Source organism: Streptomyces sp. NBC_01217 (assembly GCF_035994185.1).
In the GTDB taxonomy this organism is placed as follows: Bacteria; Actinomycetota; Actinomycetes; order Streptomycetales; family Streptomycetaceae; genus Streptomyces.
Genome location: NZ_CP108538.1, coordinates 8,500,536 through 8,525,590 on the forward strand (window position 1 = coordinate 8,500,536; position 25,055 = coordinate 8,525,590).

Here is a 25,055-nt window from a genome sequence, read left to right on the forward strand (position 1 = left end):
GGGGCGGTGGCACGGGCTCCGGTTCCGGTCGCGGAGGTGCGGGGGGCGGCGGAGGTGGTGGCGGAGGGGGTGGAGGTGGTGGAGGGGGTGGAGGTGGTGGCGGTGCGGGTGGTGGCGTCGGTTTGGGCGCCGGGCCCGCCTGGCAGTGACCGTCGCCCGACGTGGCGACCGCCGAACTCCCGCCGTCCTCCCCGATGGAGGCGTACCCGCAGTTGTCCGCCACCGCGGGCGCAGGGGCGCTCAGCAGCCAGAGAAGTGCGACGGCTGCCGTGAGCCGTCCTATGAGTGATCCATACACGACGGAGATCATGTTCCCGCCGGCCGCGGGGCACGCCGGGGACGGACCGGATTCCCCTGATGGTGGGTACATGGGGCGCCGGGGGTTTGCGGTCCGGGGAAATTCTGAGAACGCATTGAACAAAGTGGGGGCCGCCACCCGTACCTAGGGCCGTGGATGACGCGAAGACGCATCCCAACTGGCCTCATATGAACGGGAGTTGACATGAGCACCTGGCGGAACGCCTCGCTCGCAGTGACGGCGGCGGCCCTGTTGGCGCTGACGACGGCGTGCGGTCAGGAGAAGGGAACCGAGAGCCCGGCCGGGCAGAACGTGGGCAACGCCAGCCCGGCCGGACAGGGGGCGGGGAACGGCTACGGATCGGACAGCGGTTACGGCTCCGACAGCGGCTACGGTTCCGACGGCGCCGAGGGGAGCGCCACCGGTAAGCAGGCCGGCCGACTCGCGGTGTGGGACAGCAAGAAGCTCGGCAAAGTCCTCACGGACAGTGAGGGATTCACGCTCTACCGTTTCGACAAGGACACCGCGAGTCCGCCCAAGTCGAATTGCGAGGGGGACTGCGCCAAGATCTGGCCGGTGGTGCCCGCGGGCAATGTCACGGCGGCGCCCGGTGTCGATCCCTCGCTGATCGGCAAGGTCGCCCGCTCCGACGGCACCCAGCAACTCACCGTCGCGGGCTGGCCGATGTACCGCTATGCCAAGGACACCGCGCCCGGCGACGCCAATGGGCAGGGCGTGGGCGGCACCTGGTTCGCGTCCGCGCCGGACGGCAAGAAGGCCGCGGTGAACGCCGACGGCCCGGCCGGAGCCGAACCGGCCGAACTCGCGGGACTTTCGGTCCGAAAGGACCCGAAACTCGGAGAGATCGTCGTGGACAAGCGAGGCATGACGGTCTATCGGTTCAAGAAGGACGTCGCATGGCCGATGAAGTCGGCCTGCACGGGCGCCTGCCTCTCGAAGTGGCCGGTCGTTGCCCCATTGGCAAAGAAAGATGTCGAAGGCGTGACGACCAAGGGTTTCGTCACTTTCAATCGGCCCGACGGAATCAAGCAACAAGCCATCGACTGCTGGCCGATCTATACCTTCTCCGGTGATGTGAAGCCCGGAGACACCAACGGGCAGGGTGTCGGCGGGACATGGTACGCGGTGTCGCCCGACGCCAAACTGGTCGGCGCTCCCAAGTAGCCCGGCAGCACTTCTCCGGAGCCGGTCCGTCGCCGAATGTGACACGCAGCGAGAATGTCACACGCAGCGACGGGCCGGTTGCACATGTCACTGGTGTGTGACCAATAACGGACGGCTAATTTCCGTTTCCGCTCGCTCTCCTGGCGGTCGATCAGTAGCCTCTGGTCAACACTGACCATGAACATGGCCGGACCGCCGTGGCGACTTGTTGGAGACATCGATGGAGCGTCCCGCCTGGGCACCGCAAGGCATAGACATTTCGGTGCCGAGCGTGTCTCGCATGTACGACTTCTATCTGGGCGGATCGCACAATTTCGAGGTGGACCGGGAAGCGGCTCGCAAGGCCATGGAGTTCATGCCGGGGCTCCCCAAGATCATGCAGGCGAATCGCGCCTTTATGCGCAGGGCCGTGCGATACGCGGTGAGCGAGGGCATCACCCAGTTTCTGGACATCGGTTCCGGAATACCGACTTTCGGCAATGTTCACGAAGTCGCCCAGGCGGCCGCCCCCGAGGCCCGGGTGGCGTATGTCGACCACGACCCCGTCGCGGTCGCGCACAGCCGGGCGGTACTCGAAGGAAACGACCGGGCGGTGATCGCGGCCGCGGATCTGCGCCGTCCGCAGGAGATCGTGAAAAGCCCGGAGATCTCCGAACTGCTCGACCTGAACCGTCCGGTGGCCCTGCTGCTCGTCGCCGTACTCCACTTCATCGAGGACTCCGACGACCCGCAGGCCGCGGTCGCCGAACTGCGCGAGGCGCTCGCCCCCGGCAGCTTGATCGTCATCACCCACGCCTCGTACGAGGGGATTCCCCTCACCCAGGAGGAGGCGGGCGGCACGGTCGGCGTCTACAAGGACATCCGCAACCCCCTGGTCATGCGGTCGCGCGAGGAGATCGCCCGCTTCTTCCAGGGGTACGAGATGGTCGAGCCCGGAATCGTGTCGATGCCGAAGTGGCGCCCCGACACCCCGCACGCGGTGGAGCACGAGGACCCATTCGCCTTCTCGGGCTTCGCAGGAGTGGGACGCAAGGCGTGAGCATTCCCGCCCAGTCGTCCGGAGCGCCCGAGGAGGCGCCCGACGGCCCCGAGGGCCGGCTCCGGAGATTCGCCACCATCTGGAGCCGGGCCATCTTCCCCTCGACGGCCACCTCCCTGACGCGCACGGAGTTCGAACAGCATCTGCTGCCGCTGGCCCGCGCGCTCAGCGACATCCTGCACGCGCGGCCCTTCGACGCGGCGCCCGCGAGCGATGTGGGCGTCGCCCTCGTCGCCGCGCACTGCACGGACCCGGACGCGCTCAGCAGCACGCTCGGCGTCATCGACTCGTACCTCGTGCTCTACTGCGGCAGCAACGGCGCCACGGCGCTGTCGACCGAGGACAGCAGGGCCCGCTGCGCCCGGATACAGCATGCCCTGGCGAGCGGCTTCGCCCAGGCGCTGCGCGAGCGGACCCTCGCGGAGCAGGAGGCCATCGCCCGCTCGGCGCTCACCGCACGCTCGGACGCCGAGCAAGCGCTGCATGCCACCGAGGCACGCTTCCGCGCCGTCTTCAAGGACGCCGCCATCGGCATCGGGATCGCCGACCTGGACGGCAATGTGCTGGAGATCAACGACACCCTCACCCGGATGTTCGGCGGACTCGAACACCATGTGCGCAGCCACAAGGTCAACGAGTGGGTCCACCCCGAGGACTCGCCGCAGGTCTGGAAGTACTACAACGAGCTGGTACGCGGCGAACGCGAGCACTACCGGGTCGAGAAGCCGTACTACCGCAACGACGGCACTGTGCTGTGGACCAATCTGACGGTGTCCCTGCTGCGTGATGCCGAGGGCAGACCGGAGTACCAGCTGGCGCTGTTGGAGGACACCACGGAGCGTCGGCTGCTCAACCTGCGGCTGCGGTACGAGGCCACGCACGACGCACTCACCGGCCTGCCCAACCGGACGCTGTTCTTCGAACGGCTGGAGAAGGCGCTCTCGGCCGACGACGGCAGCCGCTTCGGCCTGTGCTACCTCGACCTCGACGGATTCAAGGCGATCAACGACAGCCTCGGCCACGCGTCGGGGGACCGGCTGCTGGTCGAGGTGGCCGACCGGCTGCAGAGCTGTGCGCCCGCGCCCGGTGAGATGGTCGCGCGGCTCGGCGGGGACGAGTTCGTGGCCCTGACCACCGGCCCCGACACCCGGGCGGAGGTCGACGAGCTGGCCTGCCGCATCCTGGGCGTGCTCGGCACCCCGATCCGGCTGGAGGGCCGTGAGCTGACCGTACGGGGATCCATCGGGATCGTCGAGGGGCCGGCCGGTGAACGCAGCGCCGCCGAGGTGCTGCGCAGCGCCGACATCACGATGTACCGGGCCAAGTCGGCGGGCGGCAACCGCTTCGAGCACGCCGACGCCGAGGCGGACGCCCGTGCCATCACCCGGCACGGGCTGACCACCGCGCTGCCCGCCGCCCTGGAGCGCGGTGAGTTCTTCATCGAGTACCAGCCGCTCGTGCACCTCGGCGACGGCACGGTGCACGGTGCGGAGGCCCTGGTGCGCTGGTGCCACCCGCAGCACGGAGTGCTCGGTCCCGACCGGTTCATCCCGCTCGCCGAGCACACCGGGCTGATCGTGCCGCTCGGCCGCTGGGTGCTGGAGGAGTCCGTGCGCCAGGCCAACTTCTGGCAGGAGCGGCACACCGACGGGGGACCGCTGCGGATCAATGTCAACCTCTCGCCGACCCAGCTGCACCATCCGCGGCTGGTCGCCGAGACGGTCGACGTGCTGGAACGGTCGGGGCTCGAACCGGGGGCGCTGTGCCTGGAGGTGACCGAGTCCGCGCTCATCGGCGCGGACGACGATCTGCTCAAGCCGCTGCGGCAACTGGCGGAAATGGGCGTCGACATAGCGCTCGACGACTTCGGCACCGGGTACTCGAACCTGGCGAATCTGCGCCGGCTCCCGGTGAGCGTGCTCAAGCTGGACCGTTCCTTCACGCAGGGCATGCAACAGCATCCGGCGGACCCGGTCGATCTGAAGATCGTCGAGGGAATCGTCTCGCTGGCGCACAGCCTGGACCTCGCGGTCACGGTCGAGGGCGTGGAGACGGGGGCCCAGGCGGAGCAGCTGCGGGAGCTGGGGTGCGACACGGCACAGGGGTGGTACTACGCCCGCCCCGGCGCCCCGGACCGGATCCACTCACTGCTGCTGGCCGACGCGGTGTGAAAGGGCGGGGTGCGGGGCGCCGGGGCCGTCCGGCGGCCGCCTCGTCCTCAGTCGCCGGACGGGCTCGATCGGCCCGTCCGGCTCGCGAGCACCACCTTCTGCAGCTCGCGTGCCGCGCGCGGCGGCGCCACGTCGCTGCGGTGCGCCAGGGCGATCGTGCGCCGCAGGCCCGGGCGGGCCAGCGGCGTGGTCCGCAGGTCGTGGCCGGCCCGGACGGCGACCATGCTGGGCACCACCGCGATCCCGAGCCCCGCCCGTACGAAGCCGAGCACCGCGTCCATCTCCCCGCCCTCCACCGTGAACGACGGCTCGAAGCCCTCCGCCCGGCAGGCGGCGACCGTCAGCTCACGCAGGTCGTAGCCGTGCCGGAACATCACCAGGGATTCCCCCTGAAGGTCGGCGATCCGTACGCTGCCGCCCCGGCCGGGCCGCGGTGCCCGTGCCGATGACACCACGACCAGATCCTCCTGGAGCAGCTCGACCGTGGTGAGCGCGGGGGACGCCGCGGGCAGCGGCAACACCACGAGGGCCAGATCCAGTGCGCCGCGCGCCAGCTCCCGTACCAGGTCCAGCGAGCCGCCCTCCTCCAGCAGCAGCTGGATCCCCGGGTGCCGGTCGTGGAAGGCGCGCAGCACGTCGGGCAGCAGGCCCGTGCAGAGGCTGGGCGTCGCGCCGAGCCGGACCCGGCCCCGGCGCAGCTGGGCCAGCTCCTGCACCTCGTGGCGCGCGGTGTCGGCGTCCGCGAGGATGCGGCGGGCCAGCGGCAGCAGCGCCTCGCCCGCGTCGGTGAGCGTGATGTTGCCGCGCGCCCGGCTGAACAGCTCCGCCCCCAGCTCGCTCTCCAGCGCCCTGATCTGCTGGGAGAGCGAGGGCTGCGAGACATGCACCTCCTCGGCGGCACGGGTGAAGTGACGGGTCTCGGCGACGGCCACGAAGTACGTCAGCTGCTGGAATTGCATACACTCACCATAGCGGCCACGATAGTCAGAGCCTATGGATATGAGCTGCTCCATGTCTTGGACTGATGAGGTCTTCCGGCCCTAGCGTCGTGCCCATGGCATTGGCAACACGGACGGACCGACGGCCGTCCATGACGCGCACACTCTGGGACTCGTCCGTCGGCAAGAAGACGGTCATGGCCGTGAGTGGCCTGATCATGCTCCTCTACTTGGTTGTCCATATGGTCGGCAATCTGAAGATCTTCTTCGGATCCGGCGAGTTCAACCATTACGCGCACTGGCTGCGGACCATGGGCGAACCCTTCCTGCACTACGAGTGGGCCCTGTGGATCGTCCGCGTCGTGCTCGTCGCCGCCGTGGTGCTGCATGCCACCTCCGCGTACCAGCTGAGCCGCCGCGACATCAGGGCGCGCCCCAGCAAGTACGTCCACAAGAGGCCCCGCGCGAGCTATGCCACCCGCACCATGCGCTGGGGCGGGATCATCCTCGCCCTGTTCATCGTCTGGCACGTCCTCGACCTGACGACGGGCACCGTGCACTCCGGCGGATTCCAGTCCGGGCACCCGTACCAGAACGTGATCGACACCTTCTCCACCTGGTACGGCAACACGATCTACATCGTCGCCATGCTCGCCCTCGGACTCCATGTCCAGCACGGCTTCTGGAGCGCCGCCCAGACGCTCGGCGCGGGCAACGCCACCCGTGACCGTGCCCTCAAGACCATCGCCAACGTCCTCGCACTGGTGCTGACGGTGGGCTTCATCTCCGTACCCGTCGCCGTCATGACCGGAGTCGTGAGCTGACATGACCGACTACTCGCACTACGAGACCGGCGCACCCGTCGTCGACACCAAGGCCCCCGAGGGCCCCGTCGCCGAACGCTGGGACACCCGCCGCTTCCAGGCCAAGCTCGTCAACCCGGCCAACCGCCGCAAGCACACCGTCATCGTCGTCGGCACCGGCCTGGCCGGCGGCTCGGCGGGGGCGACGCTGGCCGAACAGGGCTACCACGTCGTCCAGTTCTGCTTCCAGGACTCGCCCCGCCGTGCCCACTCCGTCGCAGCCCAGGGCGGCATCAACGCCGCGAAGAACTACCGCAACGACGGCGACTCGATCCACCGGCTGTTCTATGACACGGTCAAGGGCGGCGACTTCCGCGCCCGCGAGTCCAACGTCCACCGGCTCGCCCAGATCTCCGTCGAGATCATCGACCAGTGCGTCGCCCAGGGCGTCCCCTTCGCCCGCGAGTACGGCGGTCTGCTCGACAACCGCTCCTTCGGCGGCGTCCAGGTCTCCCGTACGTTCTACGCCCGCGGCCAGACCGGGCAGCAGCTCCTTCTCGGTGCCTACCAGGCGCTGTCGCGTCAGATCGCCGCCGGAAACGTCGAACTGCACGCACGGACCGAGATGCTGGACCTGATCATCGTCGACGGCAAGGCCCGTGGCATCGTCGCCCGCGACCTGGTCACCGGGAAGATCGACACGTACTTCGCCGACGCGGTCGTGCTGGCCAGCGGCGGCTACGGCAACGTCTTCTACCTGTCGACGAACGCCATGAACTCCAACGCCACCGCCATCTGGCGCGCCCACCGCCGCGGCGCCTACTTCGCCAACCCGTGCTTCACCCAGATCCACCCCACCTGCATCCCGCGCACCGGCGACCACCAGTCCAAGCTGACGCTGATGAGCGAGTCGCTGCGCAACGACGGCCGTATCTGGGTCCCGAAGGCCAAGGGCGATGACCGTCCCGCCAACGAGATTCCCGAGGACGAGCGCGACTACTACCTGGAGCGCATCTACCCGGCCTTCGGCAACCTCGTGCCGCGTGACATCGCCTCGCGCGCCGCGAAGAACGTCTGCGACGAGGGACGCGGCGTCGGCCCCGGCGGACAGGGCGTCTACCTCGACTTCGCCGAAGCCATCCAGCGGATGGGCAGGGACAAGGTCGAGGAGAAGTACGGCAACCTCTTCGACATGTACGCGCGGATCACCGCCGAGAACCCGTACGAGACCCCGATGCGGATCTACCCCGCCGTGCACTACACGATGGGCGGACTCTGGGTCGACTACGACCTCCAGACCACGATCCCCGGCCTGTTCGCGATCGGCGAGGCCAACTTCTCCGACCACGGCGCCAACCGGCTCGGCGCCTCGGCGCTGATGCAGGGCCTGGCGGACGGCTATTTCGTCCTGCCGTCGACCATCAACGACTACCTGGCCCGCAACCCGCACCACAACGAGGTCGACGCGACGCACCCGGCCGTGGAAGAGGCTGTGGCGGAGACCGAGGACCGGCTGAACCTGCTGCTCGCCGTCGACGGCGACCGCACCCCCGACTCCTTCCACCGCGAGATCGGTGAACTCATGTGGGAGTACTGCGGGATGGCCCGTACCGAGGCGGGGCTGCGCAAGGCGCTCGACCGGATCCCGCAGATCCGCGAGGAGTTCTGGCGCCGCATCAAGGTCCCCGGCACCGGCGATGAGTTCAACCAGTCGCTGGAGAAGGCCAACCGCATCATCGACTACCTGGAGCTCGCCGAGCTCATGTGCCTCGACGCCCTGCACCGCGCCGAGTCCTGCGGAGGCCACTTCCGCGAGGAGTCACAGACCCCGGACGGCGAAGCCGCCCGCCGGGACGAGGAGTTCTCCTACGCCGCCGCCTGGGAGTTCTCCGGCACCGGCGAGGCCCCCGTCCTGCACAAGGAAGACCTCGTCTTCGAGTACGTCCACCCCACTCAGCGGAGCTACGCATGAAGCTCACCCTGCGCGTCTGGCGCCAGAAGAACGCCGACGCCCCCGGCGCCATGTCCACCTACGAGGTGGACGGCATCTCGCAGGACATGTCGTTCCTGGAAATGCTCGACACCCTCAATGAGGAGCTCATCCTCGAAGGCGACGACCCGGTCGCCTTCGACCACGACTGCCGCGAAGGCATCTGCGGCGCCTGCAGCCTCGTCATCAACGGCGATGCCCACGGCCCCGAGCGCACCACCACCTGCCAGCTCCACATGCGGTCCTTCGAGGACGGCGACACCATCGACATCGAGCCGTGGCGCGCCGCCGCCTTCCCGGTCGTCAAGGACCTGGTCGTGGACCGCTCGGCCTTCGACCGGATCATCCAGGCCGGCGGCTACATCTCCGCCCCGACCGGCACCGCCCCCGAGGCGCACGCCACACCGGTGCCCAAGCCCGACGCCGACTTCGCCTTCGAGCACGCCGAGTGCATCGGCTGCGGCGCCTGCGTGGCGGCCTGCCCCAACGGCTCGGCGATGCTCTTCACCTCGGCGAAGGTCAACCACCTCAATGTCCTGCCGCAGGGTGCCCCCGAGCGCGAGACGCGGGTGCTCGACATGGTCGCGCAGATGGACAGCGAGGGCTTCGGCGGCTGCACCCTCACCGGGGAGTGCGCCACGGCCTGCCCGAAGGGGATTCCGCTGCCGTCGATCTCGGCGATGAACAAGGAGTGGCTGCGGGCCACACGCAAGGTCCACCGCTGAGCCGAGAGCGAGTTCCTGGCCCCGGAGGCCGCCCGCCCCGGGGGCCAGGAGGTCTCAGCCGCGCCGGCAGGTCAGGACGTCACCGAGATGTCGTCGCCGTAGACCGTGCCCTGCGCGTACCAGCCGTGCAGATAGACGGTCACCGTGCCGGTGGAACCGGTGGTGAACGCCACCGACTGCTTGGCATAGGTGCTCGACGAGGCCCAGGTGCTCGCCGAGGCGTCGCCCCGGACACCGAGGTAGCCGTAGTTGCCCTGCACCCAACCGCTCAGCATGTACCTGGTGTCGGGAGACAGCGTGAGTGTCTGCGTGCACTCTCCCGTCTGCGAAGCACCGGCCGCCGCGGCGAGCGCGTGCGAACCGCCGTGCACCGGGGAGGAGACGACCGCGCCGCCGGATTCACAGGTCCAGGGGCTCAGCGAACCCGTCTCGAAGTCGCCGTTCACCAGGGCCCCGGTGCCGCCGCCCGGCCCCGACACCGTCAGCGTGAAGGCCGCCGAGTGGCTGAGCGTGCCCGCGGTGCCGGTCACAGTGATCCGGTACGTGCCGGGCGCCGCGGAGGCCGAGGCGCCGACCGTCAGCTTCGACGTACCCCCTGCGGTGACGGAGGCCGGGCTGAGCGTCGCCGTCACCCCGGCGGGCGCCCCGCTCGTCGTCAGCGCGATGGTCTTCGCGTTGCCGGAGGTGACCGCGGTGTTCACGTTCGCCGTGGTGGAGCCACCGGGCGCGACCGTGGCCGAACCGGGTGCGACGGCCACCGAGTAGTCGTCCGTCACCGGACCGGTGCCGCTCGTGAACGGGGCGAAGGTGTGGGTGAAGTACCACGTGTCCTGCGCGATGCCGGAGCAGCTGTCGCTGCCCCCGGTGCCGGGGCAGCCGCCGTTGTCGCGCTGCAGCGCCCAGAACGACAGGGTGCTGACGCCCTTGGAGACCGCCCAGTTGTAGACCGAGGTCGCGTCGGCCGCGGTGAAAGTCTCGGCCGGGCCGTAGTCGTCGATGCCGGGCATCTCGATGATGCCGGTCATGCCCCACAGCTGGGCGTCGCTCTTCGCCGGGTACAGACCGGCCAGTTGGCCCTTCAGGCTGGTGATCGCCGACTGGGTGTCCTGCGCCATGTTGTGCGAGGCGCCGTCGTAGTAGTCGAACGTCATCAGGTTCACGACATCGACCTCGGCGCCGTTGGACACGGCGTTCTCCAGCACCGCAAGACCGCTGTCGGCGAGGCCGCTGGTGGTGGTGGGCAGGGTGTAGGAGATCTGCACCGAACGCCCGTTGGCGGCTGCCCAGTCCTGCACCTTCTTGATCGCCTTGTTTCGGCGGTCGATTCCCGCGCTGTTCTCCAGCGAGTTGTCCTCGATGTCCATGTCGAGGCGGGACACGTCGTAGGTCGTGATGACCTTCTCGTACGCCGCGGCGATCGAGTCGACGCTGGTGCAGCTGTCGGCGATCTCGGTGCCGCCGTTGTCGGCCGCGTAGCCGCCGAACGAGGGGATCACATCGCCGCCGCGCGACCGGATGGTGGCGAAGTCGGCGCCGAACTCGGACTGCGCGATGGGCTGGCCCGAATCGCCGTTCCAGTACGGGTGCAGGAACCGCGGGCCTCCGTCTGGACGAAGGCCATGGTCAGGTACTTGGCTCCGGACTGTTCGGAGAGAGCGGCCGGGCTGTCTCCGTTGTACGCCTCGAAGTACGGGGCGAAGACATGCGCGGGCAGGGGAGTGGCGGCGGTGGCGGCGGCCTGCGCGCCGGCGCCTGATCCGAGGACCAGGCCGGCGGACGCGATGGTTGTCGCCAGGACACTCAGGACTGCGCCGAGTGTTCTTGGACGTCTCATGGGGTGCTCCCAGCGGGGTGAGACAACGGGCGGATCGCACGGCTCGACCACGCACCCGTCGTCGGGGGCGCGGCCCGTTCCTGCGAATCCCGGCCGGGGGTCACATGCCGCACGGTGTGGAGCGCCTGTGAGGCATGCCCATGATTGGTCTGGACCAGCTCGCGGTCAACGTTCTTTGCCTTTTCATTTCCCATTGCTTGCCTGATGCATCAACTCCCCGTGGAAATAGGGGAGTTGAGTCGGATTGAACCCTCAGGCGATACCGAGGGACGCCCTGAGGTACACCGCTGTACGGCTGCCCTCGGCGCGTGCGACCTCGGCGGGTGTTCCCGCCGCCACGATCCGGCCGCCCCGGTCGCCGCCGCCGGGACCGAGGTCGATCACCCGGTCCGCGCCCGCCACCACCGCCATGTCGTGCTCCACGACCACCACCGTGTTGCCCGCATCGACCAGGCCGTGCAACTGCCGCATCAGCACCTCGACATCGGCGGGATGCAGCCCGGTCGTCGGCTCGTCCAGCAGATACACGGTGTGTCCCCGGCGGGTGCGCTGGAGCTCGGCGGCGAGCTTGATCCGCTGCGCCTCGCCGCCCGACAGCTCCGTGGCGGGCTGACCGAGCCGCAGATAGCCGAGCCCCACGTCGAGCAGCGTCCGCAGACTGCGCTCGGCGGCGGGCGTACCGGCGAAGAATCCGGCCGCCGACTCCACCGTCAGATCCAGCACCTGCGCGATGTCGAGACCGCGCAGGGTGACCTCCAGCGTACGGGGGTTGTACCGCGCGCCGTGACAGTCCGGGCAGGGCGCGTACGTACTGGGCAGGAAGAGCAGTTCCACGGAGACGAACCCCTCGCCCTGGCAGGTCTCGCACCGCCCGCCCGCCACGTTGAAGGAGAACCGTCCGGCCCTGTAGCCGCGCTCGCGCGCCGTGTCCGTCTCGGTGAACAGCTTCCGTACGACGTCGAAGAGCCCGGTGTACGTGGCCAGATTGGACCGGGGGGTACGGCCGATCGGCTTCTGGTCGACCTGTACGAGCCGGTCCACCGCCTCCAGCCCCTTTGCCGACGCACACCCGGCCACGGGACGCTCCGCGGGCGGACCGGCCGTGGTGGAGGCCTGCCGGTCGGCGAGTACACCGGCCAGCACCTGGCCGACCAGCGTCGACTTCCCCGACCCCGAGACGCCGGTGACGGCCGTGAACACCCCGAGCGGGAACTCGGCGTCCACCCCCCGCACATTGTGGCGGTCGACCCCGTTCAGCTTCAGCCACCCCGACGGCGTACGCACCTCCCGCACCGCGACGGGCCCGTCGTCGAAGAGGAAGCGCCGGGTCGCCGACTCCGTCACCTCCGCAAGTCCGGCCGGAGGCCCGCTGTGCAGCACCCGGCCCCCGTGCTCACCGGCCAGCGGCCCCACATCGACCAGCCAGTCCGCCCGCCGCACCACATCCATCTGGTGCTCCACGACGAAGACCGAGTTCCCGGCCTCCTTCAGCCGGCCGAGCACCCCCAGCAGCGACTCGGTGTCCGCCGGGTGCAGACCGGCCGACGGCTCGTCCAGCACGTATACGACACCGAACAGACCGGACCGCAACTGCGTGGCGAGCCGCAGCCGTTGCAGCTCGCCCGAGGAGAGCGTCGGAGCCGTACGGTCGAGGCTGAGATAGCCGAGCCCGAGCTCGGTGACCGTCTCGATCCGGGCCAGCAGATCCGCCGTCAGCACCCGCGCGGTGTCACTGCCGCCCGCCGTGCGCAGCACCTCGGCCAGGGAGGTGAGCGCGAGCGCGGCCAGCTCGGCGATCGTGCGGCCGGCGAAGGTGACCGCCATCGCCTCCGGACGCAGCCTGCTGCCGGCGCATACCGGGCAGGGAGCACTGGTCAGAAAGCGCTCGGCCTTCGCGCGCAGAGTGCGGCTCTTGGAGTCCGCGAAGGTGTGCATCACATAGCGCCGGGCGCTCATGTACGTACCCTGGTAAGGGCGTTGGACGCGCCCCGCGTCACGCACCGGATGGACCGTGACCACCGGCTGCTCATCGGTGAACAGGATCCACTCCCGGTCCCCGGCGTCGAGCTCGCGCCACGGACGGTCGATGTCGTACCCGAGCGTGTCCAGCACATCGCGCAGGTTCTTGCCCTGCCACGCCCCCGGCCACGCGGCGATCGCACCGTCCCGGATCGACAGCGAGGGGTCGGGGACGAGCAGCTCCTGCGTGGTGCGGTGGATACGGCCGAGACCATGGCACTCCGGGCACGCCCCGGCGGCGGTGTTCGGCGAGAAGGCGTCGGAGTCCAGCTGCCCGGCACCGGCCGGATAGTCCCCAGCGCGCGAGAACAGCATGCGCAGGGAGTTGGAGAGCGTCGTGACCGTACCGACGGACGAACGCGCACCGGGCACCGAACGGCGCTGCTCCAGCGAGACGGCGGGCGGCAGCCCGGTGATCTCACCGACCGCGGGCGCACCGACCTGATGGATCAGCCGGCGCGCGTACGGTGCGACGGACTCGAAGTAGCGGCGCTGCGCCTCGGCGTAGATCGTCCCGAACGCGAGGGAGGACTTCCCGGAGCCCGAGACGCCGGTGAACACGGTCAGGGTGTCGCGCGGGATGTCGACCGAGACGTCCTGGAGATTGTGCTCCCGGGCGCCGCGCACCCGGACGTACGGATCGTGGGGGGTGGACATGTGCGCGGGGACTCCGTACGGATCGGGGTAGGGCCGGCGGCCCGGTGACAAACGCTCCGATTCTAGGCGTCCGGGGCGAGCGGACCCGCTGCCACGGTCCGGGAACGACCGGAGGCCGGTCCCGTGGGACCGGCCTCGGATCAGCTGGAAGAAGTCCCTAGCGCGACGGGCGCAGGGCGCGCTTGATGGGCCCTCCCATGACGCTGCGGGCCCGCTGGTACGTGGAGCGCTGGACGGGCAGCACGGGCTTCTTCGCGAGCTTCCGCTTGAGCAGGGTGTTCTGCGCGGTGAGGTCCGTCAGCTGGGACTGGAGCCAGTTGAGGCGGGCCCCCATGGTCGCGGCGTCGGCGCCGACCCAGGGGCGTACGCCCGCGGGGAAGGCCAGCGCGCTCATCCGTGCTTCGAAGGCCGCGCCGCCGTCGCCGTGGGAGAAGGTGTTCTCCAGGCCGTTCTTGTCGAGGAAGTTCGTGAAGCGGTCGAACCGCTCCTGGTGACCGCGCATCAGCGGGTCGAAGTCCGCCTCGGCGTACAGGTCTGCGGGGTCGAGGTCGGCGGGGACCTTGTCGAGCATCTGGTGCGGGATGTCGAAGTAGCGGCACAGCTCCAGCGTCCGGGAGTCGCCGCAGAGCACCGTGGCGGGTGTGCCCGCGAGCAGTGCCGCGATGTTGCCGTGGATCCGGGAGCCGAAGGAGAAGTCGAAGCCCCGCAGGTCGTCCATCCAGGTGACCGGGTCGATGTAGACCCGGACCTTGTCCTCCCCGTACATGGGGTGGTCGGGGTGGGTGGGGATGCCGGTCAGCGAGGCGTTGGGGTGCGACATGTCGCGCCAGTGCAGCTGACGTGCCTCGGAGATGTTCTGGCCGACGAACCGCAGGTGGGGGTAGCGCGTGTGGGCGCTGTCGATGATCTGCCCGAGCTTGTGCTTCCGTACGGCGTCGTGCGATCCGTTGACGGAGATCCGCGACTCGGGTCCGAGGGCCCGGCCGCTCTCGCGGATGTCGAGCTTGCTGCCGTGGAGGAACATCGACGGGCAGCCGATGACCTCCACGTCACGAAAGCCCATGTCCCGCAGGTACCGCTCGGTGAACTCCCCGCGCACTCCGATGGTGGCGCTGTGGTCGAGCACGGCCGAGACGAACGCCTGGACCGTGGGCTGCATGGGCTTCAGCCGGTCCGCGGAGTAGTTGAGCCCGGTCTGGGCGCCCACGCCCGGGACGACGACCGGGATCTTCAGCTTCGAGATGAGCTGGGTCAGACGCTCCAGCTGGCGCTCGAAGGACGGCCGGAAGGCGTTGGCGAGCGGGATGACGAAGACGTCGTACTCGCTGTTGATCCGGTCGGCGTCGGCGACCTTGGTGGTGATGCCGTTCGACACCACCTCCGAACGTGGCGTCTGAAGGATCTTGTGTGCGGCGTCGCTGAAGATCAGGTTGCCCGAGTTGGTGGCGAACACGTCCTCATGGAGGGCGCGCTCGACAGGAACGACGTCGTAGGGGCTCTTCCCTGATCGCAGGAGTATTCGCTTCACTTGATTAACGTTCGATGCCACGAGCCTGAATATAGCTTTACAAACGCTTTTGATTCCATGCGCATCCTGTACAACCTTTTGCCATCTGTGCGGAACGTAAGGGCGCGATCACTCATCCGCGGGCGTGCGCGGGTCGGGTTTGGGGGAGCGGACCTCCGAAGCGGTCCTCGTGAAGCCGTGCGACGCCCTCTTGAGTGCGGACGGCCCCGCCCGTACGCTGCGTCCTGTGCGCGGGCGCGCCTACCGGGGAGGTGGAAGCGCCGTCATGGCCGACCCACTGTCCGAGGACGACATCCTCGAAGCGATAGCCCGGCACATCGGCCGGCCCGGACAGGGGCCGCAGCTGCGGCGGACCGGCGCCGACATCTCCCGGCTCCCGATGCTCGACCTGCGCATCGTCCGGTGCATGGAGATCCGCACCACGCGGCAGGAGACCAGGCCCGGCACGTACGACACCTCGGGGCTGCCGGTGTACGAGGGCGATCTGCAGGACCATCCGGTCGAGCCGCCGAAGGACCCGGCGGTGTCGCGGACGGTGCAGCTCGTGCTCCGCGGCTCGGTGCGAACGCTGCCGTGTGGCTGCGACGACGGACGGCAGCCGTGCTCGCGCTGCCGGGCCAAGGGGAAGCTGCGCTGCGACATAGGTCCGGTATGCCCGGCCTGCAAGGGTGAAGAGCCGTGCACCTGGTGCGACGGCACCGGCGAACGCCGCAGGAAGCGTGCTACGGCCGGGTCCGCGCGGGAGAAGCCCCCTGCGGGGCGGACCACCTGTGTGAAGTGCCGCAAGCCCCGCACCGCTTGTCCGGAATGTCTGGGGCGGGGCACCAAGAAGTGCCCGCAGTGCGACGACACGGGCTTCAGGGTCTGCCCGGTCTGCGAGGGCGAGAGGTCGACCGAGCACACTCCGTGCGGCGGTACGGGCCTGGTCACCCTGTGGACCGGTGGATCGGTCCGGCAGGCACCCGAGCGGACCTCGTTGAAACGGCCGGAGCAGGCGCCGCCACTGCGCGTCAGACAGCAGACCGGACGCGCCGGTGCATGGGAACGGGACATTCTGACCTCGGCCGGTGACCCGCTTCCCGACGGCCTGGACCCGGCCCATGCCGAGGCCGTCGAACCGGTCCTGGCGGTGCGGCAGGGCGAAGTGGCCAGACGTGTCGACATCGCACGGTTGCAGTTGGCCGCGGTCACGATCCCCGACGATCCCGACCATGTCTTCTATGTCTTCCCCGGGCACGACGGTCCGCAGGTCCTCCCGGTCTGGTCGCGGCGCCGGTCCCTGCGGGTCGCCGCGGTGGTGGCCGGGGTCGTCGTGCTGGTGCTCCTGGTGGTTGCGCTGGTCTGATTTGCTGAGAGGTGTGAGAAGCGACCACCGGCCCCTGGCCGTATTCGACCTGGACGGCACGCTCGCGGACAGCGGCCACCGCCAGCACTATCTGGAGGGACGGCGCCGTGACTGGGACAGCTTCTTCTCCGCCGCCGTCGACGACCCGCCCCTTCCCGAAGGGGTACGGCTGGCGCTGAGCAGCGCCGAGGAGTGCGAGGTCCGATATCTCACCGGGCGGCCCGAGCGGTGTCGCTCGGACACGGTCGCATGGCTCGCCGAACAGGGGCTGCCCGAGGGGCGGTTGTACATGCGCCGCAACGACGACCGCAGGCCGGCCCGGCACACCAAGCTGGACATCCTGAAGCGGCTGGGCCGGGAGCGTGAGGTGCGGATGCTGGTCGATGACGACGAACTCGTCTGCGATGCGGCGGAGCATGCCGGTTTCACCGTGGTACGGGCCCGCTGGGCGAAGGTGTCGCCCGCGCTCAAGGACGCACAGGAGCGCCAGGGCCGTACGTGAATCCGGCGTCGGTGGTGGACGTGAATCCGGCGGGGGGCCCGACGCTTCGGATCAGCTCGTCTCGTCGAGCCGGAAGCCCACTTTCAGGCCGACCTGATAGTGCTCGATTCGGCCATCCTTGATCTCTCCACGCACTTGCGTGATCTCGAACCAATCGAGATTGTGCAAAGTTTCCGAAGCTCTTGCGATGCCCCTGCGGATGGCGTCGTCGACACCCTCATGGGACGATCCTACGATTTCGGTGACCCGATAGGTGTGGTTCGACATCTTATGTCTCCTCTCACTCCTACCACGGTGCCCTACAGGGACCCGGTGCGCGAGGGGTCGTTGTGTGGAATGTGTGGTGAACAGGTCTTGACCGGAGCATTGGTCCATACCAAAATCCAGCCACGCCCGTGCGAGCGCCGCCCGCAGCCCCCCACACCGGGTCCTGGATGACGTCGTGCCGTTTCGCAGAAGGTGAACCTGGTGAAGAACCGCATACTCGTCGGTGCCGTTGCGCTCGTTTCCACTTTCGCGCTGGGCGGATGCGGCTTCGTCTCGGGCTCGGAGGCGTCCAGCAGCAAGAAGGTCACGATCTGGCTGATGAAGGACAGCGTCTCCGCCGATTTCCTGAAGCGCTTCACGGAGACGTACGAGGACGAACACCCCTCCATCGAGCTCGATTTCAGGATTCAGAGCTGGAGCGGCATCGGCCCGAAGGTCATCGAAGCACTGGAGGGCAAGGACACCCCGGACGTCATCGAGGTCGGCAACACCCAGGTTCCCCAGTACGCCGAGAGCGGCGGGCTGCGCGACCTGACCCTGGAGTCCGTGCGCGACCTCGGCGGCGAGGACTGGCTGCCCGGACTCGCCGACCCGGGCAGCATCGACGGCGTCCAGTACGGCATCCCCTGGTACGCGGCCAACCGAGTGGTGATCTACAACAAGGATCTCTTCGAGCAGGCCGGTATCGACACCCCGCCGAAGACCCGGGACGAGTGGATCGCGGACAGCCGGCAGCTGAACCAGAACGGCAATCAGGGCATCTATCTCGCAGGCCAGAACTGGTACGTCCTCGCCGGATTCATCTGGGACGAGGGCGGCGAACTGGCCGAGGAGAGGGGCGGCGAATGGGAAGGCACCCTCGACAGCCCCGACGCCCTCAGGGGCATGAGCTTCTACAAGGAACTCCAGGCGTTCGGCGACGGCCCCAAGGACGCGGACGAGGAGAGGCCCCCGCAGGCAGAGGTCTTCGCCGACGGCGATGTCGCGCAGATCATCTCCGTGCCCGGTGCCGCCGCGCAGATCGAGGAGATGAATCCCGAACTCAAGGGAAAGCTGGGCTACTTCCCGATTCCGGGCAAGACCTCGAAGACTCCCGGCTCCGTATTCACCGGCGGGTCCGACCTGATCGTTCCGGAGAAGGCGACTGAGCACTCCGCCGGCATCGAAGTGATCAAGGCACTGGCCGGCCGGAAGTGGCAGGAAGAAATCGCCAGGACCATGAGCTATGTGCCCAACAAGCCCAGCCTCGCGGGTGTCATCGTGGGGCAGGAGGGCACCGCGGCGATGGCCCGGGGCGCCACGAAGGGACGTGCCACGCCCAACTCGCCGCAGTGGGCGAACGTCGAGGCCGTCAACCCGATCAAGCCGTACATGACGGCCGTCCTCCAGGGCGGCGACCCGCAGAAGTCGGCGAGGACCGCGTCGGAGAAGATCACCGCGGAGCTCGCGGGCGGCTGACCCACGCGGGCACCGGTCCGGGTCCGCGCTCGGACGCACCCGGGATTCAGCCTTCGCACATCCCGGCGCTCCCGTGCGGTCATGTCGAATCCAGCCGGTCACGGAAGAAGTAAGGGGCCAGGCCTTCGCAGCAGTGCGACGGTCCGGCGGCCGCCCTTGCCGATCCGTCCCCGGAGACCGTCATGACCGTGCTGCCCGTCACCTCCCTCCCCGCCGCCCCCGTCGTACCCGCGCAGCCCGTCCCTCCCGTCCCATCGCGCTACCGGGTGTCCCTCGCCGTCGACGAGGAAGAGGTGCGCGCGGCCCAGCGCCTGCGCCATCAGGTCTTCGCCGGTGAGCTCGGCGCCAGGCTGGAAGGTCCCGAGCCCGGTCTGGACAGCGACGCGTTCGACGCGTACTGCGACCACCTGCTGGTACGCGAGGAGACCACCGGCGACATCGTGGCCACCTACCGCCTGCTGCCGCCCGACCGGGCACGGATCGCCGGGCGCCTCTACGCGGAGAGCGAGTTCGACCTCGGGCGGCTCGGCCCGATCCGTGACGACCTGGTCGAGGTCGGCCGCTCCTGTGTCCACCCGGCCCACCGGGACGGCGCCGTCATCGCGCTGATCTGGGCCGGACTCGCCCGCTACATGGAACGCACCGGACACAACTGGCTGGCCGGCTGCTGCTCGATCTCCCTCGCCGACGGTGGCGTCGCCGCAGCCGGGGCCTGGGAGACCGTACGGACGAAGCACCTGGCACCCGAGGACCACTGGGTCACCCCCCACCGCCTCTGGCAGCCCACCGCCCGAGTCACAGGACGGGCGGACGTACCCACAGGACTCGCCACGCTCCCTCCCCTCCTCCGCGGCTATCTGCGACTGGGCGCCCAGGTCTGCGGAGCGCCCGCGTACGACCCGGACTTCAACGTCGCCGACCTCTACGTACTGCTGTCGCTTCGCCGCACCGACCCCCGCTACCTGCGCCACTTCCTCGCGCTGGCCCCCCTGCAGTGAACCCCTGGCTTCCCACCGCACCCTGCACCCCGCTCGCCTGCGCCGGTCACGACGGCCGCGCGCGGGGCCGCCCGGCGGCGGTGGCCCTGCTGCTCGCCGGCTGCACACTCGTCCTGGCCGGGGCGCTCGGCATCCCGTTCGTGCTGATGCTCGGCGCGGCACGGCGGGAGCGGCTGATCCGACGCTGGGCGTACGGGGTCGTGCGGGCCTTCGGGGTACGCGTGCGGGTCATCGGCCGGCCCGTGCCGCCCGACGGCACAACCGGGGAACCGGGCACGCTCGTCGTGGCGAACCACATCTCGTGGCTGGACATCCCGCTCGTCGCCGCCGTGTTCCCCGGCAGGATGCTGGCCAAGAGCGAGATACGCGACTGGCCGCTGCTCGGCCGGCTCGCTGCCGTCGGCGGCACGCTCTTCGTCCGGCGCGACCGGCTGCGCTCGCTGCCCACGACGGTGGGCGACATCGCGGCGGCGCTGCGCGGCGGTTCACGGGTGGTCGCCTTCCCGGAGGGCACCACCTGGTGCGGGCGCGGCGGCGGCCGGTTCGGACCCGCCGTGTTCCAGGCCGCGATCGACGCGGGCGCCACCGTCCGGCCGGTACGCATCACCTACCGCACCGCGCCGCCCTGCAGCACACCCGCCGCCAACCGGCCGTCCGCCCACGGGGGCTCCGCACCGGCGGAGCACCACGTCCCGGCCGGCGCGGCCGCGTTCGTCGGTGACGATCCTCTGCTCACCTCACTGTGGCGGGTGGTGACGGCGGCCGGGCTGACCGCCGAGATCCGTGTCCTGCCACGGATCCCGGCGGAGAGGCGCCCGGACCGCCGTACCCTGGCCCGTCTGGCTCAGACCGCCGTCGCCAACGAGAGCGCGAACCGGTCGCCGGAATCCGTCCACCACTGATCCATCCGCAGACCGGCAGCGGCGAGCTCGGCGCCGATGCCCTCCTTGCGGAACTTGGCCGACACCTCCGTACGCAACTCCTCACCGGCCTCGAAGGCCACCAGCAGATCCAGGTCCGGGATCTTCACCGTGTGCGCCTCACGGGCCCGCAGCCGCATCTCGATCCACTCCCGCTCCGGGTCCCAGAGCGCCACATGATCGAATCCGGCCGGGTCGAAGTCCGCGCCCAGCTCACGGTTCACCACCTTCAGCACGTTCTTGTTGAACTCCGCCGTCACTCCGGCCGCGTCGTCGTACGCGGCCACCAGCACCTTCTCGTCCTTCACCAGATCCGTGCCGAGCAGCAGCGCGTCACCGGGGGAGAGGAGCGACCGTACCGACTTCAGGAACATCGCCCGCTCGTCGGGGAGCAGATTGCCGATCGTGCCGCCCAGGAACGCGATCAGCCGCGGCCCCGGGGTGCCCGGCAGCGCGAGGCTGCCCGTGAAGTCGGCGATCAGGGCGTGCACGGAGAGACCGGGCCGCTGCTCCAGCAGGGTTTCGGCGGCGCCGCGCAGCGCGCTCTCGCTCACATCGACCGGTACGTAACTGTGCAGCGCGGGCAGCGCGTCCAGCAGGTGCCGGGTCTTCTCCGACGACCCCGATCCCAGCTCGATCAGGGTCCGCGCCCCGGACGCCCGGGCGATCTCCCCGGCCCGGTCGATCAGGATCTCGCGCTCGGCGCGGGTCGGGTAGTACTCGGGGAGCCGGGTGATCTCCTCGAACAGCTCACTGCCGTGCGCGTCGTAGAACCACTTCGGCGGCAGTGTCTTCGGGTGCCGGGTCAGACCGTGCAGCACATCGGCGCGCAGCGCCGCGTCCGTCGCGTCCACCGGCAGGGTGCGGGTCAGCAGAAAGGGACTCACTCAGTGGGCTCCTTGAGCGGGGTCAGCAGAACGTCGGCGCGGGTCGCTGTCAGCAACGTCCGGTCGGGGACCGTGCGCCAGTGCGGATCGTCGTCGTAGGGTTCCGAGGCCACGACCGTGCGCAGGCCGGGCTCGGTGAGATACCACAGGGTGTCGCCCCAGGCCGTCGCCACGATGGCCGTGCCATCGGTGAGCAGCAGATTCAGCCGGGACTCCGGCGCCGCGGCCGCCACGTCGAGCACGGTGTCGGCGACGGCCTGCGGCAGTTCGTCGCCGTCCGCGAGGCGGTGCCGTACGAGGGCCCAGACCAGGGCCGAGTCGCAGCGGGCGGTGAGGGTCAGCAGCTCGGCCGGGGGCAGCGCGGCGGCGAGCGGGGCCATGGACTGCGGCCAGCCCTTCACCGCGCCGTTGTGGCTGAACAGCAGCCGTCCGGCGGCGAACGGCGCGGCCGCCGCCTCGCCGTCGGCGCCCGCCTCGGTGGCGTCACGTACGGCCGCGAGCAGCGCCGCACTGCGCACCACCCGGGCCAGATCGGCGAAGGTCTCGTCGCCCCAGACCGGGCCCCGGCGGCGGTAGCGTCCGGGCACCGGATCGCCGTCCGTATACCAGCCGACGCCGAAACCGTCGGCGTTGACGGTCCCGTGCCGCTGGTGTCTCGGTGCCCATGACTGGCGCACCAGGCAGTGGGGCGGCCGAGTCAGCAATTCACCGAGGGCCACCGGCGGTCCCAGATAGGCGATATGACGGCACATCAGAGATCCCTCGCGGTACGGAATCCGGAGAAGATCTGGCGCCGCACCGGCAGGTCCCAGTTGCGGAACGTTCCCCGGCACGCCACGGGGTCCACGGCGAACGATCCGCCGCGCAGCACCTTGTGGGCCGGTCCGAAGAACACCTCGGAGTACTCGCGGTACGGGAACGCGGAGAAACCGGGATAGGGCAGGAAGTCGCTCGACGTCCACTCCCATACGTCACCCATCAACTGCCGTACGCCGAAAGGTGACTGCCCCGCCGCGTACGCCCCCGCGGGCGCCGGCCGCAGATGGCGCTGGCCCAGATTGGCCCGCTCGGGGGTCGGGTCCTCGTCGCCCCACGGATAACGCAGCGAACGCCCCGACGCCGGGTCGTGGCGCGCCGCCTTCTCCCACTCCGCCTCCGAGGGCAGCCGGCGCCCCGCCCAGCGGGCGTATGCGTCCGCCTCGTACCAACTGACATGGAGCACGGGTTCGTTACCGGGCACGATCTCGGTCACACCGAAGCGGCGGCGCAGCCACTGACCGGCGTCCCGGTGCCAGAACAGGGGAGCGGCCAGGTCGTGCTCACGGACCATCGCCCACCCCTCGGGGGCCCACCAGCGCTGCTCGGTGTAGCCGCCGTCCTCGATGAACCTCTGGTACGCGCCGCAGGTGACCGGGGCCGTGTCGATGAAGAAGTCCGGCACCTCGCGCACATGCGCGGGGCGTTCGTTGTCCAGGGCCCACGGCTCGGTGGACGTACCCATGGTGAACGGGCCGCCCGGGACCAGGGCTTCGACGGGCAGACCCGTCGCATCGGTGGGTCCTGGCGGCACGGGCGCGGTCAGGACCGCAGGGCCCGACCTCAGCTGATGGGTTATCAGCATCGTTTCGTCGTGCTGCTGTTCATGCTGGGCGATCATGCCGAAGGCGAACCCGGACCGCACCAGCGGACGGTCGCCGTGCAGTGCGGTGGCGTCGAGTACGTCCAGTGCGCGACCGCGTACCTCCGCGGCGTAGACACGGGCCTCGGCGGGTGCCAGCAGCGGCAGCGAGGGGCGGGCCGCCCGGGGATGCTCGAAGGCGTCGTACAGTCCGTCGATCTCCGGGCGCATCGCCTCGCGCCCGGCCACCTCGCGCAGCAGCCACAGCTCCTCCTGATTGCCGATGTGTGCGAGGTCCCAGACCAGTGGGGACATCAACGGCGAGTGCTGGGCGGTCAGTTCACGGTCGTCCACACTGTCGGTGAGCAGGGTGGTGCGTTCTCGGGCGGTGAGCAGCGCGGCGAGTGCGCGCTGCCGGAGCGCCTCGGTGTCCGCCCCGTCCGCTCCGGTGGGACCGCTGGGTCCGGATGCGGCGGGCGTGGGGGAGTCGGTCATGAGCGGGGCCCCTCGAAGTCGTGGCCCGAAGCACCCGCCGAACCCGGCGCGAGCAGTTCGGGAAGATCGTCGGCCGGACATCGGCCCCGGGCGACGAAGCGGTCGTTGAAGTCCGCAACCGCCTCCTGCACGGCCGTGGTCGCTCCCATCCGGGGCAGCGCCTCCAGCGCGAGTGCGAAGCAGGTGGTGGCCACCGCCCGCAGTTCGGGATCGGTCAGGCCGTCGCGGGCAGCGCCCACCCAGAGCGGATTGCGCGGCGCGGGGTGCGGCCCGGCCGTCTCGGCCAGTGGTTTGACGGTGCGGTACACGGTCTCGGCAGCCTCCGGGTCGTCGAACAGGGCGGTGGTGACGGCGAGCGGCACCATCCAGCCGTCCGTGCCGTGCTGTGCGTCGATCATGCGCAGCTCCAGATGCCCGCGCGGGCGCACGGGCGGAAAGAGGGTGCTGATGTGGTAGTCGAGGTCGGCGCGCACCGGTGGCCTCGGTCCGCCGGTACGGATCCAGTCGCGGAAGGTCAGACCGTCCGGTACGGCCCACGGCCCCTCGTCGTCCCGGATGCACATCACCGGCGTGTCCAGGACATGCGTGGCCCAGGCGTCGCGGGGCGGCAGATGACCGGGCGGTGCCAGGGGCCGCCGGGGATCGAGGTCGGCCCAGAGCGACTGCCTGGTGGACCGCCAGGGTGTCGGGCGGCCGAACTGGAACGGTGAGTTGGCGAACACCGCCACCAGCACCGCGCCCAGCAGATGGGACAGCTGCCAGCGCCGCCCGTAGCCGAGCGGACCAGGTTCCTCCTCTCCTGCGTCCAGACATACCTGGACCGACGCGGTGGTGCACATCATGGCCCGGCCGGCCGGGCCCGACCGGTCGAGTGAGATCTCCATGGCGTCGTAGCGGGGCTCGTGCAGCAGACGGCGCGGCGGATGCCACGGATCGACACCAAGACCCACCGGTGCCAGCCCCACCCGGTCCAGGGCGTCACGCACAGCGGTGAGATCGGCGGCGGTGGCATCGATGCACGCCATCAGGGAGTCGGCGGGGCGCGAGCTGAGCTCCAGCTGGCCGCCGGGTTCGAAGGTGAGCGCCGCGCTCAGGGGCAGGGCCCGCAGGAGGTCGGCGGCCGCGTCGAGACGGTGGTGCGGGACGGGGACGCGGGGCCGGTCCCGGTGGTGAATGAGCCATTCGAGTTCGACGCCGACCGTGCGGGGAGGTCCCGTCTTGAAGCAGATGCAGCGCAGTAAGTCCTCCGCCTCGCCCTCGTCGAGGGGCGGGGCCTGGTCGGGCGGACCGTGGTCACCGGGGGTGTCGCATGACATGCCGGGGCCTCCTTCGTCTCGGTTCGTCCGTACCACCCAAACCCTTCCGGGGGGATCGCACA

General features: G+C 69.8%; 19 protein-coding genes and 1 pseudogene. 11 read left to right on the forward strand and 9 right to left on the reverse strand.

Features of this window, described 5'->3' with window-relative positions; genetic code table 11:
• The first annotated feature begins 502 nt into the window (after positions 1–502).
• The 3 genes from OG507_RS37935 (at position 503) to OG507_RS37945 (ending at position 4,693) form a co-directional block, all read left to right on the forward strand.
• Complete coding sequence (locus OG507_RS37935) at positions 503–1,483, forward strand: SCO0930 family lipoprotein (protein ID WP_327371634.1); 981 nt, start codon at positions 503–505, stop codon at positions 1,481–1,483.
• A gap of 220 nt (positions 1,484–1,703) precedes the next feature.
• Positions 1,704–2,522 (forward strand): SAM-dependent methyltransferase, encoded by an 819-nt coding sequence (locus tag OG507_RS37940; RefSeq protein ID WP_327371635.1) that lies wholly within the window; start codon positions 1,704–1,706, stop codon positions 2,520–2,522.
• Positions 2,519–4,693: a putative bifunctional diguanylate cyclase/phosphodiesterase gene (locus tag OG507_RS37945; protein WP_327371636.1), complete on the forward strand. Its 2,175-nt coding sequence runs from the start codon at positions 2,519–2,521 to the stop codon at positions 4,691–4,693. Before OG507_RS37940 ends, OG507_RS37945 begins: the two co-directional genes overlap by 4 nt.
• Before the next feature lie 47 nt (positions 4,694–4,740).
• On the opposite strand, the gene OG507_RS37950 is transcribed toward OG507_RS37945, so the two are convergent.
• Positions 4,741–5,652, reverse strand: a complete 912-nt coding sequence (locus OG507_RS37950; protein ID WP_327371637.1) for a LysR family transcriptional regulator — start codon at positions 5,650–5,652, stop codon at positions 4,741–4,743.
• 95 nt (positions 5,653–5,747) lie between these two features.
• On the opposite strand from OG507_RS37950, the gene OG507_RS37955 reads away from it, so the two are divergent.
• The 3 genes from OG507_RS37955 to OG507_RS37965 are packed head-to-tail and all read left to right on the forward strand — an operon-like array spanning position 5,748 to position 9,149.
• The gene (locus OG507_RS37955) at positions 5,748–6,455 is read left to right on the forward strand and encodes a succinate dehydrogenase (protein ID WP_327371638.1); all 708 of its coding nucleotides are present in this window, start codon (positions 5,748–5,750) and stop codon (positions 6,453–6,455) included.
• Position 6,456: 1 nt separating this feature from the next.
• Positions 6,457–8,406 carry a fumarate reductase/succinate dehydrogenase flavoprotein subunit gene (locus OG507_RS37960; protein WP_327371639.1) on the forward strand — a complete coding sequence of 650 codons (1,950 nt, stop codon included), beginning with the start codon at positions 6,457–6,459 and terminating at the stop codon, positions 8,404–8,406.
• Complete coding sequence (locus tag OG507_RS37965; protein ID WP_327371640.1) at positions 8,403–9,149, forward strand: succinate dehydrogenase/fumarate reductase iron-sulfur subunit; 747 nt, start codon at positions 8,403–8,405, stop codon at positions 9,147–9,149. Before OG507_RS37960 ends, OG507_RS37965 begins: the two co-directional genes overlap by 4 nt.
• Positions 9,150–9,220: 71 nt before the next feature.
• On the opposite strand, the pseudogene OG507_RS37970 reads toward OG507_RS37965, so the two are convergent.
• From OG507_RS37970 to OG507_RS37980, 3 genes and pseudogenes are all read right to left on the reverse strand, one after another.
• A pseudogene (locus OG507_RS37970) lies at positions 9,221–10,983 on the reverse strand (glycosyl hydrolase family 18 protein).
• Positions 10,984–11,235: 252 nt separating this feature from the next.
• On the reverse strand, positions 11,236–13,659 hold the full coding sequence (uvrA, locus tag OG507_RS37975; protein ID WP_327371641.1) for an excinuclease ABC subunit UvrA: 2,424 nt from the start codon (positions 13,657–13,659) through the stop codon (positions 11,236–11,238).
• Between the two features lie 157 nt (positions 13,660–13,816).
• Positions 13,817–15,187, reverse strand: coding sequence for a polysaccharide pyruvyl transferase family protein (locus OG507_RS37980; protein WP_327371642.1), 1,371 nt, complete (start codon positions 15,185–15,187; stop codon positions 13,817–13,819).
• A gap of 265 nt (positions 15,188–15,452) precedes the next feature.
• Between OG507_RS37980 and OG507_RS37985 the strand changes: the two genes are divergently transcribed.
• Positions 15,453–16,532 carry a hypothetical protein gene (locus tag OG507_RS37985; RefSeq protein ID WP_327371643.1) on the forward strand — a complete coding sequence of 360 codons (1,080 nt, stop codon included), beginning with the start codon at positions 15,453–15,455 and terminating at the stop codon, positions 16,530–16,532.
• Between the two features lie 13 nt (positions 16,533–16,545).
• The gene (locus OG507_RS37990) at positions 16,546–17,034 is read left to right on the forward strand and encodes a phosphatase domain-containing protein (RefSeq protein WP_327371644.1); all 489 of its coding nucleotides are present in this window, start codon (positions 16,546–16,548) and stop codon (positions 17,032–17,034) included.
• A 51-nt stretch (positions 17,035–17,085) separates the two neighbouring features.
• On the opposite strand, the gene OG507_RS37995 is transcribed toward OG507_RS37990, so the two are convergent.
• Complete coding sequence (locus OG507_RS37995) at positions 17,086–17,301, reverse strand: dodecin (RefSeq protein WP_327371645.1); 216 nt, start codon at positions 17,299–17,301, stop codon at positions 17,086–17,088.
• A gap of 201 nt (positions 17,302–17,502) precedes the next feature.
• Here OG507_RS37995 and OG507_RS38000 point away from each other — a divergent pair, with 201 nt between their 5' ends.
• The 3 genes from OG507_RS38000 to OG507_RS38010 all read left to right on the forward strand — a co-directional run bounded on the left by OG507_RS38000 (position 17,503) and on the right by OG507_RS38010 (position 20,659).
• On the forward strand, positions 17,503–18,759 hold the full coding sequence (locus OG507_RS38000; protein WP_327371646.1) for an extracellular solute-binding protein: 1,257 nt from the start codon (positions 17,503–17,505) through the stop codon (positions 18,757–18,759).
• A 182-nt stretch (positions 18,760–18,941) separates the two neighbouring features.
• Complete coding sequence (locus OG507_RS38005; RefSeq protein WP_327371647.1) at positions 18,942–19,757, forward strand: GNAT family N-acetyltransferase; 816 nt, start codon at positions 18,942–18,944, stop codon at positions 19,755–19,757.
• Positions 19,754–20,659, forward strand: coding sequence for a lysophospholipid acyltransferase family protein (locus tag OG507_RS38010; RefSeq protein ID WP_327371648.1), 906 nt, complete (start codon positions 19,754–19,756; stop codon positions 20,657–20,659). Before OG507_RS38005 ends, OG507_RS38010 begins: the two co-directional genes overlap by 4 nt.
• Here OG507_RS38010 and egtD read toward each other — a convergent pair.
• Genes egtD through egtA form a run of 4 tightly spaced genes read right to left on the reverse strand, consistent with a single transcriptional unit; the run spans position 20,602 to position 24,993 of the window.
• Entirely contained in the window at positions 20,602–21,564 is a 963-nt protein-coding gene (egtD, locus tag OG507_RS38015; RefSeq protein ID WP_327371649.1) for an L-histidine N(alpha)-methyltransferase, read from the reverse strand. The genes OG507_RS38010 and egtD overlap by 58 nt on opposite strands.
• Positions 21,561–22,316, reverse strand: coding sequence for an ergothioneine biosynthesis protein EgtC (gene egtC / locus OG507_RS38020; RefSeq protein WP_327371650.1), 756 nt, complete (start codon positions 22,314–22,316; stop codon positions 21,561–21,563). The genes egtD and egtC overlap by 4 nt, the downstream gene beginning before the upstream one ends.
• Complete coding sequence (egtB, locus tag OG507_RS38025) at positions 22,316–23,677, reverse strand: ergothioneine biosynthesis protein EgtB (RefSeq protein WP_327371651.1); 1,362 nt, start codon at positions 23,675–23,677, stop codon at positions 22,316–22,318. Before egtB ends, egtC begins: the two co-directional genes overlap by 1 nt.
• A complete protein-coding gene (gene egtA / locus OG507_RS38030; protein ID WP_327371652.1) occupies positions 23,674–24,993 on the reverse strand; it encodes an ergothioneine biosynthesis glutamate--cysteine ligase EgtA in 1,320 nt (439 codons plus the stop codon). Before egtA ends, egtB begins: the two co-directional genes overlap by 4 nt.
• Positions 24,994–25,055: the final 62 nt, after the last annotated feature.

Coding starts and splice junctions, on each gene's coding strand:
- OG507_RS37995 (WP_327371645.1), bottom strand. CDS start 17,301: ATGTCGAACCACACCTATCGGGTCACCGAAATCGTAGGATCGTCCCAT.
- uvrA (WP_327371641.1), bottom strand. CDS start 13,659: ATGTCCACCCCCCACGATCCGTACGTCCGGGTGCGCGGCGCCCGGGAG.
- egtA (WP_327371652.1), bottom strand. CDS start 24,993: ATGTCATGCGACACCCCCGGTGACCACGGTCCGCCCGACCAGGCCCCG.
- OG507_RS37940 (WP_327371635.1), top strand. CDS start 1,704: ATGGAGCGTCCCGCCTGGGCACCGCAAGGCATAGACATTTCGGTGCCG.
- OG507_RS38005 (WP_327371647.1), top strand. CDS start 18,942: ATGACCGTGCTGCCCGTCACCTCCCTCCCCGCCGCCCCCGTCGTACCC.
- OG507_RS37955 (WP_327371638.1), top strand. CDS start 5,748: ATGGCATTGGCAACACGGACGGACCGACGGCCGTCCATGACGCGCACA.
- egtB (WP_327371651.1), bottom strand. CDS start 23,677: ATGACCGACTCCCCCACGCCCGCCGCATCCGGACCCAGCGGTCCCACC.
- OG507_RS37985 (WP_327371643.1), top strand. CDS start 15,453: ATGGCCGACCCACTGTCCGAGGACGACATCCTCGAAGCGATAGCCCGG.
- OG507_RS37950 (WP_327371637.1), bottom strand. CDS start 5,652: ATGCAATTCCAGCAGCTGACGTACTTCGTGGCCGTCGCCGAGACCCGT.
- OG507_RS37960 (WP_327371639.1), top strand. CDS start 6,457: ATGACCGACTACTCGCACTACGAGACCGGCGCACCCGTCGTCGACACC.
- OG507_RS37935 (WP_327371634.1), top strand. CDS start 503: ATGAGCACCTGGCGGAACGCCTCGCTCGCAGTGACGGCGGCGGCCCTG.
- OG507_RS37965 (WP_327371640.1), top strand. CDS start 8,403: ATGAAGCTCACCCTGCGCGTCTGGCGCCAGAAGAACGCCGACGCCCCC.
- egtC (WP_327371650.1), bottom strand. CDS start 22,316: ATGTGCCGTCATATCGCCTATCTGGGACCGCCGGTGGCCCTCGGTGAA.